Below are 17,109 nucleotides of genomic sequence, written 5' to 3'. Positions count from 1 at the left end.
GGGCAGCCTAAACAGCAGCCCCTTTATTTTAGAGTGGGAAGGTTATGATTTAAATAATTCAATACTTGTCAGCGTGCTTGAGCTTTTCCAGCTATCAAAAGTGCAAGAAGAGCTTTTCTTGTCTCCTCTCCATATATACCGTCCGCCTTCTTTTGCATCTTTGTTTGCACTGATTTGATTGCTTCGACCGTTTCTTTTCCATAGAAACTGTCCGCACCGCTGACAGGAAGCTGCTCTCCGACTAGCAAGAGCGCTTCCTGTAATTGTTTCACTTTAGCACCCGATGATCCGGGCTTCAGCACTCCCTCAGGCAATACCGGAACCTGTGGATGTTCTGACGGCTTTGGAGTGACGGCTGGCTTTGCACTCTCTGCAGGTTTGGTTCTCTCAGCTGTTTTTGAGCTCTCGATCGGCTTCTTTTCCTCCGCTGTAACCTGAACGGGAATGGCCTCTTCCCTGGGAAGAACGACCTCCTTACTGGTTAAGACATTAAAGGGCTTTAATTGCAACAATTGAACGACCGGGTCACCTCGTTTATTGCCAATCTCAATGTTAGATCTTAGTCCGCGCTTTTTCATCTCATCTACGTTCATATACAGCCTGCCYTCAACCGTATYGAAATCATGACGGATAGGTAGACTCGTATACATCTTCTTACCAGTACCTAATTCTTCTAACCAAACGATTTCAAATCCAACTTTTTTGCCATTTTTATAAAGATCGAATGTCAAATTAATGTTCGGTAATGTTCCAGTAATTTTCGTTTGATTCGAAACAGTTACCTCTAACTCCTTTTTAGGCGTAAGTTCGATTCTGTCTACTGAGATTTCGACTGGAATGTTCTTGGAGTCCAAGAGTATGCTTTCCTTGGGCTTCCTACCACCGAAGACGTTGTCGGCTCGCCAATAGATGTCACTAGTTTTTTCCATAGGTAGACCGAATGCCGCTTCCGCATCTTTATAAACCAAAGGATCATGCTTATCGATATCGTATTTTCCGTCCTTCTCGATATAATTTTCAAAACGGTTTTTCATAAATAAGTAGATTTCTATTTCTTTAGGAGTGATATACCCTTTCGAAACCTCATCCAAAACAAGCTGTTCGTGCTTAGTTCCAGGTGGTATCAACTCTTTAGCCTTCTCCATATCTTCATCGGTTGCAACAGGTGTTGCGATAGCCAGCTTGACCTGTTCGGAAGGTTGATCTGATTGTTCAGACGAAGCTTTTACAATAACCGGATGCTGCTCCATTTCCTCAGGTGAGCTAGAGCATGCGGAAAGATACTCGCTAAGATGTTCGCCCTCGTAATTAGGGAGATTCTTGTAATTGCCCCGGGCTATGCCGTTCATCGTATATACACTTCCGGAAGATTTCAGGTGGACCACACTTGGCCCGAAACCGCTGCTGGGACAGCCCAAATAATCTCCATAGGTTGTCTTGAAAACGTGAAAATCGGGGTGATTTCTCAAAGCCAGACGAATCTGCTCCGATGCCTTATCCTTTTCTGCATCTTGAGGAGGCTTTATTGGCTCGCTCTCACTGCATGCTGTCATAATAAGCGCTGCAGTTGCGAGGATAGCAGCCGCTTTTTGTTTTACCGAGAAGAACATGATGTGTACCCCTTTGCATTATGACTTGGCCATTAGTTTGGGTATGATTCCAATTACGCTATGCTGCTCGTTGTTTTATATTACATATTGCCAAATCTATTTATTTTTGATCATAAACCGTCAGTCGTACGGAAAATCGTCAACTGTATATAAATAAGTAGAGTAGACTGAGTCTCATAAAATACAAAATAGCAGTCCAAAACTCTAGACTGCCACACTTGATTTTAACTCGTTCTTTAGAATGATGCGTGATCTATTTCACAAGTTTAATACTGAAAGTACCAACTGCTTGTTTATTGACCGAATTTACTGAGCCATTGATATAGTCGCCGGAAATGCTACCTACAAAATTAACAAATTCATAGTTGGATGGTTGGATAATCCATTTGACTCCTGTCAGAGTAATAGCATTCGTAGCTTTATTGTAATCAACGAGAGTAGTGTACTTACCTAATGGAACATTCGGGTTATTGCTCGTAGGACCAAATTCAAACGTTGCAACTTGTGTCCTTCACTCACTTGTTTTTACGCTTTTTTATCTTCCTTTAGCTGATAATACAAACCACTCGAATCCGACCATTCCGCGAAAAGCACGCGCTCATGATCCGTAATTCCACTTAGCTGCAAAAGCTGCTCCACCCAATTCTTGTCTCGCCCGAGGCGCTTCAATGTATCTTCATTGATGCTGCCGTTTTCAATGATGTRGGCGGGAAGGCTGACGGTGCTCTGCTGGTTTTTGGCATTGCCGCTGATCTTTTCTGGGTCCTTCTGGAGCAGCACGCTGATGCTGCCGTTCGTCTCGAACAAGGCGTAGGCCACTTCGCGCAGCGAGAAAATATTATTTTCCCGAAGCAGCATGCCCAATTGGGCGAAATCGAGATTGTTGCGCTTCATGGCCTTGAAGTCAATCACACCGTCCCGGATAATCAGATCCGGCGTTCCCGCAGCATACCGGGAAAGTCTGGGGAATCGTGCGATAAACTTTTCCAACCCTAGCGCTAGAAGCGTCCAGATAATCAGAGCAAATAGTAGATGGCTAAGATGAATGTCATCATCATAAATCGTATTGCCGACCAGTTCACTGAGCATTAAAGAGGAAACGAAATCAAAGGCGGTCAATTGGGAGATCTCTTTTTTTCCCAGCAGCCTGGTCATGATCAACAGTCCTATCAAAGCGACCGTAAGCTTGACACCGATACTTACATAAAGAGTGGTATCCACCTTCATCTTTCCCTTCGGAATATAAATTCAATAGATTTGTATAACAAATAATACCACATATTGAGAATTAACCTTATTAAAGTATGCTGAATATCTAAACACACACACTAGTTCTATGGGACGGGCATATACTAGAGTAATACAGCTAGAAAGGGGGTATTCCTTTGACGCGATCCGACTCTTATTTGATTTGTAAAAAGTACCTCAATCGAGAAGTTACGATAAAAACGACACACGGCACTTACCGTGGCACGATTGTGAAAGTTGACGGGAACAAGGTTTATTTGAAACAAACACGCAATGGAAAGAAAGCACATATCTCGTTCCTACCATTTCTTCTCCCATTAGTTCTGTTTGATCTCTTAGCCATTTTCCTGGTGGAATCTAGGCCATGTTCTCCGTTCAGACCATTTCTCTAAAAAAATGACCATCACAACAACATCCTGTGGTGGTCATTTCTTATTCAACGCTTTTTTATCCAACTTCCCTAAAGGTGTATAGGGCAAATGCTCGACGAAGCTGATCTCTTTGGGCAACTGAAATCGTGCTACTCTAGCGCGCAGCCAATCTAGGAGTTCCTCTTTTGTCGTATCTGCACCAGGTACCAACTGGACCCACGCTTTTAACCTCTGCCCAAAAAGCTCATCCGCAACCCCAATAACGGCTGCATCCTCGACGAGAGGGTGAGTGAGCAAGATTTGTTCCACCTCGAACGGAAACACATTTTCCCCCGCTGAAACAATCATACTGTCTACTCTTCCACGCAAAAAGTAATACCCTTTCTCATCCCGATAGCCCAAATCGCCGGTTTCGATCCATCTACTAACTTTGTTTCGCATCGACCATTTGTTTCGAATACATATTTGACCAACGCCGCCGACTGGAGTTTCTACTTTCTGATCATCCATGACTTTTACATGAACACCGCTAATCTTCCTGCCAATCGTGTGGGCGGAGTAGGTCAAATCCTTCGGAACTGCAATGATATTCAAACCCGCTTCCGACGTGCCGTACAGATTGTACAGTACTTCTCCCAATTGACTTAGCGTCTCTTGAACCAATTTCGGATTGAGCTCAGCTCCGCCTGAAGCTATACAAGAAAGCGATTTCAAATCGTCTGCGTTGGTTTTCAACATTTTATGAACCATTAAAGGAACTACCGTTACGATATCAACCTGATGCTCCCGAATCAATCGACAGGCTCTCTCTGCATCAAATCCGCGTTGAATGACTACTTTTTTGCCCAAAGCGCAGAAAAGGAGCAACACCGCTACCCCATAACCATGATAAATCGGCGTCGCAATATAGGCAGTATGCTTGTTCAGGATTTGCAATCGGGTCAGGAATCCCGCAAAAGGATCCAAATAATTGAATAGCGATGGTTGATGTGCCGCTTCTTTGGCTTTGCCTGTTGTTCCACCTGTCAGCAGCACTAATTTCCCGGAAGACGCTCGGCGTTGTTTTCTTTTTTCAAAACTAGTTGTAACAGCTAAGTTATTGATCGCAGATGAGATCGGATGATAACTGGGTAATTTGGCATTCGTGTACGTTGTTTTCTCTAGCAAAGCGCTTAGTTCGTCGTCATAGACCACAAGGTGAAAATCTTTCCTCGCCAGAATCCCCTGCAATTGATCCTTACTCATTTCCGCATTCAGTAGATAGATATCCGCCCCTGTAAAAGAAACCGCATAGATGGCTTTCACCAAAGAGGCATGGTTCTTGCACAAGAAACCCACTCTCTTACCACCAGTAAGTTGGTATTCCCTCGCCAATTGGGCCGAAAGCTGTTTGGATTGTGCAAACAATTGACTATACGTCAAGGTCTCCTGCTCATCCGCTAACGCGATTCTATCACCGTAGGTTTTAGCTGCAAATTGCAGCAGAGCCATCAGATTCGTACCCGATGCGTAGATGGCGGAGGCTAACCGGAACACCGCAACCAGCGAGAACAGCCTAATTTGAACCAACACATAGATTAGTTTAAACATCCTCATGGCCGTTACCCTTTTTCCTCGATAATCTAGGCATTGTTCTGAAAAGTAAGGAAGCTAGCCCTCCGAAAATCAACCACCACGGCTTGAACGTTTGCCTTCTGGTATAGATGGCGTTACCGATCATCTTAGCGACATGTTCTGGGGACATGGCGGGTAATTTGTGATACGCTGCGGTTGGCAGAATCATAGGCGTTCTTACAAGCGGGAGATAGATCGAGGTCGTGGCGATCCCCATCGTGTTCAGCTCAGGTGCGGCGGATCGAAACCACGTGTCAAAAGCTGACTTTGATGCCTGATACGCCGCCCAATGAGGCATAGGAATAAGCATCACATTGACCGTCGAAATGTTAATGATATGTCCTTGATTTTGCTCAAGCAGCGGTATAATAGAGAGCAATAGTTGAACCGGCACGAAATAGTTAATCGCCATCGTACGCGTGAAATCGTGATAACGGTCCAACGACTCCCGAATGGAACGCTTGATTGAATGCCCCGCATTGCTGATGACGATATCGAGCCCATCTGGCAGTTGATGGAGAAAGGTCAGCAATCCCTCCATGTCTTTCGGATCTCGAAGATCCGCAGGGAACACACTTACGTGGGCTGCCGCTTTCACTTCGATTTCACTCTTCATGGCTAGGAGCTTCGCCTCTCGTCTGGCTACCAAGATCAGATGAACCTGCATCTCGGATAGCAGATACGCAAGTTGCTCTCCGATTCCGGAACTGGCACCGGTGATTAGGACCGTTTTGCCTGCTAGCTGGCGCTCTAGCTTCTGTTTGTTTAATTTCGTCGGTGGGAATAGGAGATTTGAGAGAAGACTGTGTAGGCTAGCTCTTGGCATGATTTCACTACCTTCTTTAATTGGGGCTTAAATCGGATGAGGGGATGTACTTGGAGTAAGTTCCCCCGCCGCATCAACTACACACATCAATAACTGGATAACCTCCAGTTATTTTTCAGATTTCAACTTGAATTTCAGATTTAACTGTAAAATATGTAGCTAATTTTCGTGTTTCTGCTGTTTCTGAAGCAATCGTTTGAAATTAATTGTATTTTTTACAGTTATTCCCATAAATTCGAAGAATCTCACGGAATTAACTGTAGGTTCTCCCGTTATTTCGCACACAGGGCATGGCGCGATCTAGCTGCCCGACCAAGCCTTACCCCAACGTCAACACCGTAATCTCAGGACGACACATGAATCGTATCGGACGAACCGACACGCCAATCCCTCGATTCGTGTAAAGCGTAAGGGCTTGCTTGTTCCCTACACGATAGAGTCCTGAGGGATATTTGACGCCATACGGCACAGAGGCCAGTGGCCCAATGATCGGGAGTCTTACTTGACCACCGTGGGAATGCCCCGAAAGCTGCAAATGGACGGCTCCCGCAGCCGCAACAACATCGGCATAATCCGGTGCATGGGATAATAGGAGTACCCACTCTTCTTTTTTTGCAGACTGCATCGCCGCTTTAAGATTAGGAACGCCCTCCCACATATCCTCTACGCCGGCGATCCATATGGATTGGCCGTCTTTCTGAATGCGTAGTCCCCGATTACGCAGGCAGTGAAACCCACCACCCTCTAACACATCCGCCACTTCGTCAACATCGCCATAATAATCGTGATTGCCGAGCACGGCATAACAGCCGTAAGTTGCTGTGATCGTCTTCAAAACATCGCGTATTTCTTGACCCTGCCCACCAATCTCATAATCGACGAGATCACTGGTGAAGCATACGATGTCTGGTTTTTCCGCCTGAATGACCTCGATAACCTTAGTTAATTGCTGAATATCCAGATGAAACCCAAAATGTAAATCACTGAATTGCACTACCCGCAATCCCTTGAAGGCTTCTGGCAGTGTAGAAAAAGCCAATGAAATACGCTCCACTTGCAACCAACGGGGCTCAACCCACGTGGCGTACCCATAACTTAACGGGGGGACTGATAACAGACCTCCACCCAGCAGCAAACCCTTTTTCAAAAAGGAACGACGACTCATTTTCTCTTTATTTTCCATATCTCAATCATATAACAAATGGGGGCTATCTTGCTATTTTAACTCCACCTACCATTGTCAGACGCCATAAAAATATTTCCAAAAGTATGCAACAAATTTTTAATGCCATCCGTTTAGTGGATACAGATAAAAATAATGGAAACCTACAATAACGAAGCAAAGGATGAGCTAAATGAAGAAAAAGGTTTTGGCCGCAGGCCTCCTAACGACCGCGATCCTCTTAACATCCGCTTTTACACCTGTCTCTACGCAGGCTGGTCAGGAAACGATTGTCAAGCTTGAAGGTCAACCGATCGCTTTCTCCCAGCAGCCACGTATGATGGATGGCATTCTAATGGCGCCTGTTCGCGATCTTGCAACCGCTTTAGACATGGAAGTAACGTGGCTTGAAGCTGAACGAGCTGCCGTTGTTACACGCGATGGGTACGAGCTGAAGCTGCCCCTAAATTCCGACTATGMCGATGTTAATGGGCAAGCAACTACCATGAACGGCGTCACACAAATCGTTGATGACTCCCTCTACGTACCTCTGCGTTTCTTCATGGAAAGCGCAAATCAGATTGTCCGCTGGGATTCAGCAAGCAGCTCCGTTAACATCACCAAGCAAGCTGACAGCTTGCCGGTTGTCGGTACTTATGATCACTTAGTTACCCTATTAACGCAGAATGAAAGCAACGGGATGCGCACAAATGTTGTCATGATGAAATCTGCCATCGCTGAATCTTCCACGACATCCTCTGCGCCAGCTCCCCCCGGCAGTGCTGGTGTCGCCGTCCAGGACTCGGCCAAATCCGTGTCACCCGAGTACTCTGGAACGAATGTGCAAGTGCAAGGTGTGGATGAATCGGATGTCGTCAAGTCAGATGGAACGTACATTTATACCGTGAATAAGCAGCGGATCATCGTCACCCAAGCGTATCCGGCAGATCAGATGAAAGTGCTGAGTATCCTTGATTTCCCCCAAGCGGCGAACACTGCAAACACGCAGTTCCAACCGAGTGAAATCTACGTGGACGATACGCATCTGATCGTGTTGGGGCAATCCTATCAAAACCTCATACCCGTGCCATATAATGAGGCCACAAGCAACAGCAGCAAAACTATCGGCATTGTAGACAAGAGAATGATTTCACCGATCCGATCGCAGGCAACGACGAAGGTCATGGTTTACGATCTCACGGATCGGAGCAACCTGAAGTTACTGAAAGAAGTTGAGCTTGAAGGAAACTATATTTCTTCCCGTAAAATCGGGACATCGCTATATTTTATCGCCAATAAATATGTCAATTACTATTACTACCGTGAAAAGGCGAATACGGATGACGCCAAAAAAGAACTAGCCCCAGCTTACCGAGATTCCTCGGCAGGTGATTCTTTCACTTCAATTCCGTTGGATCAAATCTACTATTTGCCCAAAGCCCTCGAGCCTAACTATGTGCTCGTAGGAGGTCTTAATCTGGGCGATCTGACGCAGACGATGAATGTCACCTCGTACCTCGGCTCGGGACAGAACGTGTACGCTTCGGAAGAGAACTTATACGTGGCGGCCACAACCTATGAAGATCAACAGCAGGACACTATTCTTTATCAGTTCGGACTGAACGCAGGGAAAGCTGTGTATAAAAATACCGGCAAAGTACCTGGTCATCTTCTCAATCAATTCTCGATGGATGAGCATAACGGACACCTTCGACTTGCTACAACCACGGGAGAAGTCTGGCGGACAGATGAGGGCACATCGAAAAACCACGTCTATATCCTTGACGCCAACCTGAAAGAGGAAGGCAAGATCTTAAACATCGCGCCAGGCGAGCGCATCTATTCTACCCGTTTCATGGGCGACCGCGCTTATATGGTTACTTTTAAAAACACCGACCCGCTATTCGTCTTAGACTTAAAGCAACCGGATCAGCCGAAATTGTTAGGGGCATTAAAAATCCCAGGTTACAGCAACTATCTGCATCCTTATGATGAAAACCATATTATTGGCTTCGGCAAGGATACGGTTGAGGTTGAAAACAAAAACGCGGCAGGCTCACAACCCATCGCCTATTATCAGGGCATGAAAGTAGCTTTATTCGATGTATCTGATGTGAATAATCCGAAGGAGAAATTTACAGAGCTGATCGGCGATCGGGGAACGGATTCTGAGTTGCTGTACAATCATCGTGCTTTGCTCTTTTCTAAAGAGAAAAATCTACTTTCCTTCCCTGTTTCGGTGATGAAACTCGACCCGGCGACTACCAATTCGAAGAATTCGGCTAACGCATATGGAAGCTTCGCTTTCCAAGGGGCGTACGTTTACAACCTTGATTTGGAAAAAGGATTCCAGTTCCGCGGCGGCATCACCCATCTCTCGCAGGAAGATCTGAGTAAAGCGGGTCAGCATTTTTATGCTGGTGATAAACAAGTGCAACGCGTTCTTTATATCGGTGACACCCTGTATACCGTGTCGAACGGATTCATTAAGGCGAACGACATTAGCACGCTGAAAGAAAAGAATACGGTCGTCATCCCGTAAATAGGCCAAAAAAGCCTCGAATCCTAGAAGGATCGGGGCTTTTTTGTTTGACTAAGGCCAACTTAGATAGCTAAAACCTCTTTCAGATACGTGGCTAATGAAACGAGTTGATTGCCAACAACGTGCTTCGTTTGCTTCTCCGCAGCCTGAGCCGCTGGAACCATCGAGAGCTGAGCAGCAACCACGCGCTTCGTTGGATTTTCCTCGATCAGAAGGATCAATCCATCTGTGACAGCTTGGATGTATTCACTCTTCTTCCCTTGCATGATGAGGTCAAAGGTATTCGCCAGAAGGGCAGGCGCTGCTTCAAGTGCGATCTCTTTCTTAGCGGCGTAAAGGGTTATCTGGTTCATCGTTCCTTGTACGGTGCTTGGATTCGTGAAAGCAACAATCGCAGGCTGATCCAGCTGACAGATCTCTTCGAACAGCGGATCATCGATTTTGATAATCGGAATTGGAAAAGGATGAACATTTTCATCGTAAATGGCGGTAAAAAAAGTGCATGTTATTAAAATCGCGTCTACGTGGCAATTCGCTATCCAATTCAGCGTGTCGAGCACTTTCTTTTGAGCCATTTCGGTCGTGAAATCCGCATCCAGCTTGATTCGATCCAGACCCGGATCTACATAATGAATGAGCTCCACGTCCAAACTGCGCAGGGCATTGTCAATATGCTCAATATTCGAGTAATGGGCATGGAAGCAGCCGATTCTTTTCATTATTAATCTCCCAAGATGTACGTTTTCAAGAAGTCATTGCGGAACTTGCCATCTGGGTCGCATTGGCGAAGCAGTTGCTGAAAGTCTGGTAGCTTCTCATACATTGACTGCACGCGGGCCGGCGACATCGTAAACAGCTTGCCCCAATGCGGTCGAACTTCGAAAGGCTCGAGATGCTGTTCAATGATAGGCAGCACTTGTTTAACAGATTCCCAATTCGGTTTCCATGTAAAATGAAAAGCGACCATCTGCTGCTTATAGCAGGGACTCATCCACAAATCATCTGCCGCAATTGTACGTACCTCAGAAACATACAGTAGAGGCGAGATGAGCTCTTTGATACTGTCGAGCGCACACAGTGCCGCATACGCATGTTGGCGAGGCACGAAATACTCGCTCTGCAATTCTTCCCCTGCGCTTGGGGTGAAATCCATCCGAAAGTGCGGCATCCGTTCATGCCAAGGCCCTGGTATTCCCATCTGTTCACTGCAATTCTCGGAGGTGTGACCTGGCACGGGATGACGATGTGCATCAGCGAGCTTGGCCCCGTATAACTCAGCTTCCACCTGCTCTGGAGCGGAGGATTGATCCATCGTTACCTGCTTCCTCCACAGTTGATTAAACGAAGATTCCTGCCAGTTTGTGAAAAGACTGACACTATAGCCACTGGAGAATATGTCATCGAAGTGCTCTTCTAGCTGCGCTAATGGCACATTGTCGTACACATGTTGGTACATCTGAAAGGATGGGACTACATCCAAGGTGATTGTCGTGACAACACCTAATCCACCTAGTCCTACGGCTGCACCAGCAAGATGACCATTTTCATGCTCACGGGAGAACAGCACGATACTCCCATCCGCGATGACCACTTCCATGGCATGAACAGCTGTCGCCAAATTGCCATGGCAATCACCAGAACCATGTGTAGCAGTGGCGCATGCGCCTGCAACTGTAATATGAGGTAAAGAAGCGAGATTGTGCAGCGCGTACCCATTCGCGTGAAGATACTCGCCTAGCTCGCCATAGCGAATGCCTGCTTCAACCGTTACCCGGTGGTTCGTTCGATCAAGCGAGATCACACGATTCAGCTTCTCAAGCGAAATCAAGCTTTCCGTACAGTCAGCGATGCCATTGAACGAATGGCGCGTACCAAGCACCTTGATTTGTTGACTGCTTGCTACTAATGCTTGTACTTCTTCTATGTTCGCGGGAACATGGTAATTGGCGGCGCTGTACGTGTAATTGCCCGCCCAGTTGCGATTATTGATCATCGATATGTACTCCCTTCGTTCAAATCTAAGATGAGACAATTATATTTTACATGCATTTATCCCCCTCAGCAAAGTCAACGCCTGCTAGGCAACAATGCTGACAATGAAAAAAGCTATCCTGAAGTAGAAAGAATCTACTTATCGGACAGCTCTTATTGAATCATTTATCATGCTTCATGTTGTAAGTCGTGTTCCACTTCTTTTTTGATTTTATTCGGCATCATTTTCGGTTTGCCTGTGAACCACTTCGTATACAGGTTTTCGTAAGTGCCATCTTTGGATATCGATTGGAGTGACTCGTTGATTCTTCCGAGGTACTTATTTTTCTTTTTAGCAAGAATAGCTAGACTTTCTTTATTGAACGGATCTCCTACTATTTTCACGGACCCTTGCGCTGTGTTTTTAATATAATCCTGGGCATTGCGTTCCTCCACGATAACCGCGTCTGCTTTATGACTTTTTAACTCCTCATAGGCATCGGAGATTTTTGAAAAGCCGTGGATTTTCGCGCCTTGAATTTCACTCGCATAGTAAAATCCCGGTGATCCATTTTCGGTTGCTATCGCTTTTTGGACCAAATCATCTTTCCCTTTGATCACCCCGTTCTCCGAAGCAGTAAGAATCACTAAGTTTGTTTGAAAATAAGGATCGGAATACTCAAGATCATTACTGCGTGCATCCGTAATTGTCTTCCCCGCAATGGCCAAATCAATAGCACCAGACTTCAGCCCTTTATTCAATTCACCCATTTCCATAGGAACCAACTCGTAGGTAAGCTTCGACTTTTTAGCGAGTGCTTGCCATAATTCCACCTCAAAGCCCTTCTTCTCGCCACCATCTGTATACGTATAGGGGCGGAAATTTTCCTCGATGCCGACTTTGACCGTTTTATTCTGCGTACATCCAGAAGCTATCATGGCAATCAACAGGGTGATCGAGAGGATAATTCCTCGTTTACTTCTAAAGCCTTCATTCATTGCATCCATACCCTCCTCATTCGGTAAACATAGGTATTATTTGTAAATGTTTGGAGGGTTATGCAGGCGAGCAAGTTAAAAAAACCAGTCAAGCCCCTACGTTAGGGTTAACTGGTTTCAGGCAGACTTAAAGTACGATTAACTAGATATTAACTAGCAGGTTCAAAGGTCCATTGGCTGGTCCAATACGTTGTAGGAACAGTTCCATACTGCACCAAACCCGTGTTATTCTCCGTGTGCATGTAGGTGCCCTTCCACCGATTTTTCATTCGAGTATAGCCCGAGACAATTTCTTCTGTCCATTGTGAACTCCAATATGTCGCTGGCACAGTGCCATACTGAACATTTCCGTTCATATTCTCCAAATGCATGTATTGGCCAGTCGATCTATTTTTATATCGGGTATAGCCCTCCGTCGTTTCTTTGGACCACTGGGAGCTATAATCTGTAGCTGGTACATTGCCGTATTCTACGTTCCCCGTGAGACTATTCGTATGCATATATAGGCCAGTTTGATGATTTTTGATACGATAATACGGCGTTGGATAGCCGCCATTCTTCTTCCATACACGGACATAATCTACACTCCATGTTTTTGGCCACACATTATTATGCACACCTGAACCCGCATCGGTATAGATTCCCAAAATCATCCCCATCGGCATGTTAGGCGCATCATTGATCGTTTTGTACAGCTGGTTATCGTAGTAGAAGTTAAGCTGTGTAGGAGTCCATTCCATCCCATAGATATGATACTCGGAAGACTGATCGCCGCTTGGAACCGGATCTTCATAGGAGACCCAGTTACCTAGAAAATTAGGATCCCCCCAGCCATATCCAGCGATTCGCCACGTATTCGGTTTCGAGAAGAACGTCTCGACAATATCAATTTCGGGATTGGCCGAAGCGCTGCTAGTATCCTGCGTACCAACCATCCACCAGGCCTGATGCCCCCCGCCGCCGACATTCGCATTCTTGGCTCTCATTTCAAAATAGCCATACATCGTGCTATATCCATTAAAATCAGCTTCATGATGATTATTCGGCATCGATCCGTTGAATTTATGCCAGTTGTCCTTCTCATACGTCTGAATACTGGATATTTTCACGGTAGAATCATAAGTCGGGTTCCATGCTGGTGTATCTGCATCAATGCGTTCTTGCAAGGCCCCGTTTGCAATCGTGTACCGCGCCTTAGCTCCCAATTCCCGGTCAGCCGGCGTTGTCCAGTGGGGAAGATAGTACGGAAGCCATTTATTCGTATCCAATGTTGTGCCATCAAACTCTTCCTGGAAATCAAGCGTATAACCGGTCTTAGTAATCGGATTCGCAGGGAAATCAGCTCCAGATACATGAATGGGCAGCACTGCCGTTAGCAGCAAAACAAACAACATACACAAGCTCATCATTTTAGCTTTCATCATTGTCTCAATTCCTTTCTCGTTTAAATTAGAATATCGCGTCTTCCTTGCCAATTACCCTCCTCATACGTTTTGTGTTTCTAGTAACCGCTTACGTCATCATTATATAGGGATTCTTTTCAGTCAAAATATCTAAGATTCTTTAGAATCCTACGATAATTCGGTCTTTTTTCGTGAAAAATATACGACTGCGCCGATGGCTGGTCGGGATGCTTTCCTTGCGCACATTATTTGTGCGCTACCAACGATGGACGGTCGGGGCGCTTTCCTTGCGCACATTATTTGTGCGCTAGCGGGCGATTGGCGTAGAGTCAGCAAAATCGCCACCTAAAGAAAGGGAATTCTGTTCTTTGAATTTTATACTTTCTATTATTTTGAAAAAAACCACCGTTCCGCCGCCCTTGTAAGTCGATTTTTTCGACTTACAAGGGCGGCGGGGCGCTTTTTCAACCGCGTTAGTCGATTTTTTCGACTTACGCGGGCGGCGGAGCGCTTTTTCAACCGCGTTAGTCGATTTTTTCGACTTACGCGGGCGGCGGAGCGCCGATTCACTCGCGTTAGTCGATTTTTTCGACTTACGCGGGCGGCGGAGCGCTTTTTCAACCGCGTTAGTCGATTTTTTCGACTTACGCGGGCGGCGGGGCGCTTTTTCACTCGCGTTAGTCGATTTTTTCTACTTACGCGGGCGGCGGAGCGCTTTTTCACTCGCGTTAGTCGACTATCTCCCCTACGCCAGCCTCCGCGGAAACATAAAAAACAGCAGGAAGGCACACTCACCTCCTGCTGTCACTATCGCTTCATCGGAATCACGACACGCACGGTCGTCCCGACACCCAGCTTACTCTCTATGGTAAGGCCATAATCCCCGCCAAAATATAGCCGAATTCGCTCTTGCACATTGCGCAGCCCATATCCGCCGCCTTCCGCATGCAGCAAACGATCCTGCACCGCAGCTTCCATGCCTTTGCCGTTATCTTGCACAATGAAATGAATCTCATCCCCGACAAATTCAACACCAATGCGAAGAAGCTTGCTTCCCTCTTCCTTCTCATCCAGTCCGTGAATGATCGCATTCTCGACAATCGGCTGCAAAATGAAATTAACCGTCTCACAATCATAGGCCGCTTCGTCGATCTCATAGATGACTTCGAATTCATCGTCATGCATGATGAGCTGTATCGCCAGATACGCTTGGATATTGCCAATTTCATCCCGAATGCGAATGAKGTGATTGCCTTTGTTCAAGCTCGTCCGATAAAATTTAGACAATGCATTGGCAACTACACTGATGTCCATGGCATCTCGTTGAACGGCCTTCCAGTTAATAATGGACAAGGTATTATACAAGAAATGCGGCGAAATCTGTGCCTGGAGCGCTTTCAGCTCAGCCTCTTTTTCCAGCATGCGTGCTTGGACTGCTTCCTGAATCGAATCTTGAACTTTCTTCACCATGTCGGCAAAGCTCTGCGTCAATTGCCCAATTTCATCCGTCGCATTAGCGACTATCGGCACATCGAAGTTACCATTCTCCACGATGCTGATCTTCTTTTTCAAGGCATGAATCGGCCGCACCAAGGTTCGCGAGAACAACCAAATGATACATAACAGAACCAACATACAAATCAGAATAATGGAAGCCGTCGCTTTCAAAATATCCTTCGTATCCACAATCATGCTCGTCGTCGGCATAAAATATGTGAAGGTCCAGCCCGAATTCATGAGCGAGCTGCGCGTCATCAAATATTCTTTGCCCTGCATACGGAATTGCCCTTCAGCTTGAGCTGCAATATCCCCTATCGCTTTTTCGCTTAAGGAGGAAGCTGCCTCCCCCGCATAAATCACCTGCTGCTTACTGTCCGTAATCAGGATACCGTACTCACCATCGTAGACCTGGTCGAGCTTCTCGAACATTTTATCGTAATCGATCTTCACGTACAGAACACCAGCAAACGTGGTATTATCACTCTTCTGAATGTTATGCGTAGCGAAAAGCACCTGTTGCTGCTGATCATAGTACCACTGCGTCTTACTTACTTTCTTCGCCTCTTGATACCACGCGGTATTTCGGACAGCCTCGCTGGGATAGATGAAGTTGCCGATCTGTTTGCCTGTATAATCCGAGTAAAAGAGAACGTCTTTCATCTCCCGATTAATGTTGATGTAATACCAAATCGTCGGCTCGATGTTGTCGTTAAGCTCTTTGGTATAACTGAGAATATCCGGCAGCTCGGAGCCTGTTACCTTTTTCACGATAGGATTAAAAACCATGAAAGAAATGAAATTCCCTGACTTCTCCATCTTCTGATCCAAGTTAAGAGCCGTTTGGCTAACGGTGTGGTTCATGCCAATCATGAGCTGTTTTTTCAGGTAACCTTTGGACGATTGATACGCATAGATCCCCAAAGCGAGAATCGGGATAATAATCACGACGAGGTACGTAATAATGAGCTTCTTCCTGACCGTGCTGTTGCGAAAATAGGCGAGAAGATGTTTCACGGCAGACGCACCTTTTCCCTGTATTGCTTAGGTGTGATGCCGAAGCTCTGTTTGAATGTCAGGCCGAAATAAGACATATCCGAGAACCCGACCATTTTATACACATCGTTAATCTTATAGTTGCTTTGATCAAGTAGATATTTCGCCTTCTCCATCCGGTACTGTGTAATATATTTAACGACACTGACGCCCGTCGCTTTTTTGAACGTATGGCTGAGATAGCTGGCGGATAAATGCACACTTTTGGACAAATAATCCAAGCTCAGATCCTTCTCATATTCCTTCTCAATAATGCGCAGCACATCTTCGATTGCTCGTTTGCGGGAATCCGCATCCGGATCATCCGCATGGTCTTGAATCAGGTTGCGCAGCCGTTTCTCTTGCTGGTAGACGAGTCCTGCTTCGTAAACCTTCTGCCAATCCTCCTGTTGCCGCTTGGCCGACTGTTCCTCTTGCAACTGCTGAACGACAGCGGCTATGACCGTACGAAATTCTTCCGGCTCAATAGGCTTGAGCAAGTAGTTCGACACCTGCAGGGAGATCGCTGTTTTCGCATAGTCGAATTCCCCATGTCCACTCAGAATCAGAATCTTGAGCTGAGGCTTCAGCGCCCTAGCTTCGCGGGCCAATTGCAACCCGTCCATGAAGGGCATTTTGATATCCGTGAGCAGCACGTCCACGTCGTGTGCTTGGAGTAACTCCAAAGCAGCCCTGCCGTGTTTCGCCTCCAGTATGTCGAAAGGGAAAGCGTACTTAGCCATCAGGAACTTGATCCCTTCCCGCTCAATCTTGTCATCATCTGCGATTAGTATGCGGAACATGTGAAATCCCCCCTGCTTCCATTTTATC

Annotated in this window: 12 protein-coding genes; 1 reads left to right on the top strand and 11 read right to left on the bottom strand. The window is 46.1% G+C overall.

The genetic code is table 11. The annotated features are described in order from the left end of the window. Nucleotides 1–68 precede the first annotated feature (68 nt). The 5 genes from AC1DLM_RS01955 to AC1DLM_RS01935 all read right to left on the bottom strand — a co-directional run bounded on the left by AC1DLM_RS01955 (nt 69) and on the right by AC1DLM_RS01935 (nt 6,834). The gene (locus tag AC1DLM_RS01955) at nt 69–1,610 is read right to left on the bottom strand and encodes a peptidoglycan-binding domain-containing protein (RefSeq protein WP_477568916.1); all 1,542 of its coding nucleotides are present in this window, start codon (nt 1,608–1,610) and stop codon (nt 69–71) included. A gap of 525 nt (nt 1,611–2,135) precedes the next feature. Beyond that, entirely contained in the window at nt 2,136–2,837 is a 702-nt protein-coding gene (locus AC1DLM_RS01950) for a DUF421 domain-containing protein (protein WP_477568915.1), read from the bottom strand. 446 nt (nt 2,838–3,283) lie between these two features. After that, nucleotides 3,284–4,825, bottom strand: coding sequence for an AMP-binding protein (locus AC1DLM_RS01945; protein WP_477568914.1), 1,542 nt, complete (start codon nt 4,823–4,825; stop codon nt 3,284–3,286). Continuing rightward, entirely contained in the window at nt 4,812–5,669 is an 858-nt protein-coding gene (locus AC1DLM_RS01940) for an SDR family NAD(P)-dependent oxidoreductase (protein ID WP_477568913.1), read from the bottom strand. The genes AC1DLM_RS01945 and AC1DLM_RS01940 overlap by 14 nt, the downstream gene beginning before the upstream one ends. Before the next feature lie 319 nt (nt 5,670–5,988). Continuing rightward, entirely contained in the window at nt 5,989–6,834 is an 846-nt protein-coding gene (locus tag AC1DLM_RS01935; protein WP_477568912.1) for a metallophosphoesterase, read from the bottom strand. 190 nt (nt 6,835–7,024) lie between these two features. Here AC1DLM_RS01935 and AC1DLM_RS01930 point away from each other — a divergent pair, with 190 nt between their 5' ends. Further along, nucleotides 7,025–9,373: a beta-propeller domain-containing protein gene (locus tag AC1DLM_RS01930; protein WP_477568911.1), complete on the top strand. Its 2,349-nt coding sequence runs from the start codon at nt 7,025–7,027 to the stop codon at nt 9,371–9,373. 62 nt (nt 9,374–9,435) lie between these two features. Here the strand turns inward: AC1DLM_RS01930 and AC1DLM_RS01925 are convergent, their stop codons facing one another. The 6 genes from AC1DLM_RS01925 to AC1DLM_RS01900 all read right to left on the bottom strand — a co-directional run bounded on the left by AC1DLM_RS01925 (nt 9,436) and on the right by AC1DLM_RS01900 (nt 17,081). Continuing rightward, entirely contained in the window at nt 9,436–10,092 is a 657-nt protein-coding gene (locus tag AC1DLM_RS01925; protein WP_477568910.1) for a hypothetical protein, read from the bottom strand. A 2-nt stretch (nt 10,093–10,094) separates the two neighbouring features. Next, nucleotides 10,095–11,366 (bottom strand): FAD-binding protein, encoded by a 1,272-nt coding sequence (locus AC1DLM_RS01920; protein ID WP_477568909.1) that lies wholly within the window; start codon nt 11,364–11,366, stop codon nt 10,095–10,097. 167 nt (nt 11,367–11,533) lie between these two features. Next, on the bottom strand, nt 11,534–12,343 hold the full coding sequence (locus AC1DLM_RS01915) for a transporter substrate-binding domain-containing protein (protein ID WP_441987806.1): 810 nt from the start codon (nt 12,341–12,343) through the stop codon (nt 11,534–11,536). A 149-nt stretch (nt 12,344–12,492) separates the two neighbouring features. Continuing rightward, nucleotides 12,493–13,767, bottom strand: coding sequence for a family 16 glycosylhydrolase (locus AC1DLM_RS01910; protein WP_441987805.1), 1,275 nt, complete (start codon nt 13,765–13,767; stop codon nt 12,493–12,495). A gap of 786 nt (nt 13,768–14,553) precedes the next feature. Further along, a complete protein-coding gene (locus tag AC1DLM_RS01905; RefSeq protein WP_477568908.1) occupies nt 14,554–16,260 on the bottom strand; it encodes a cache domain-containing sensor histidine kinase in 1,707 nt (568 codons plus the stop codon). Beyond that, complete coding sequence (locus AC1DLM_RS01900) at nt 16,257–17,081, bottom strand: response regulator transcription factor (protein ID WP_441987803.1); 825 nt, start codon at nt 17,079–17,081, stop codon at nt 16,257–16,259. The genes AC1DLM_RS01905 and AC1DLM_RS01900 overlap by 4 nt, the downstream gene beginning before the upstream one ends. Nucleotides 17,082–17,109 lie beyond the last annotated feature (28 nt).

It is taken from the genome of Paenibacillus sp. 01T442, assembly GCF_056398345.1.
The sequence above is the reverse complement of the archived record's forward strand: the minus strand, read 5'-3'. Positions and strand labels throughout refer to the sequence as shown.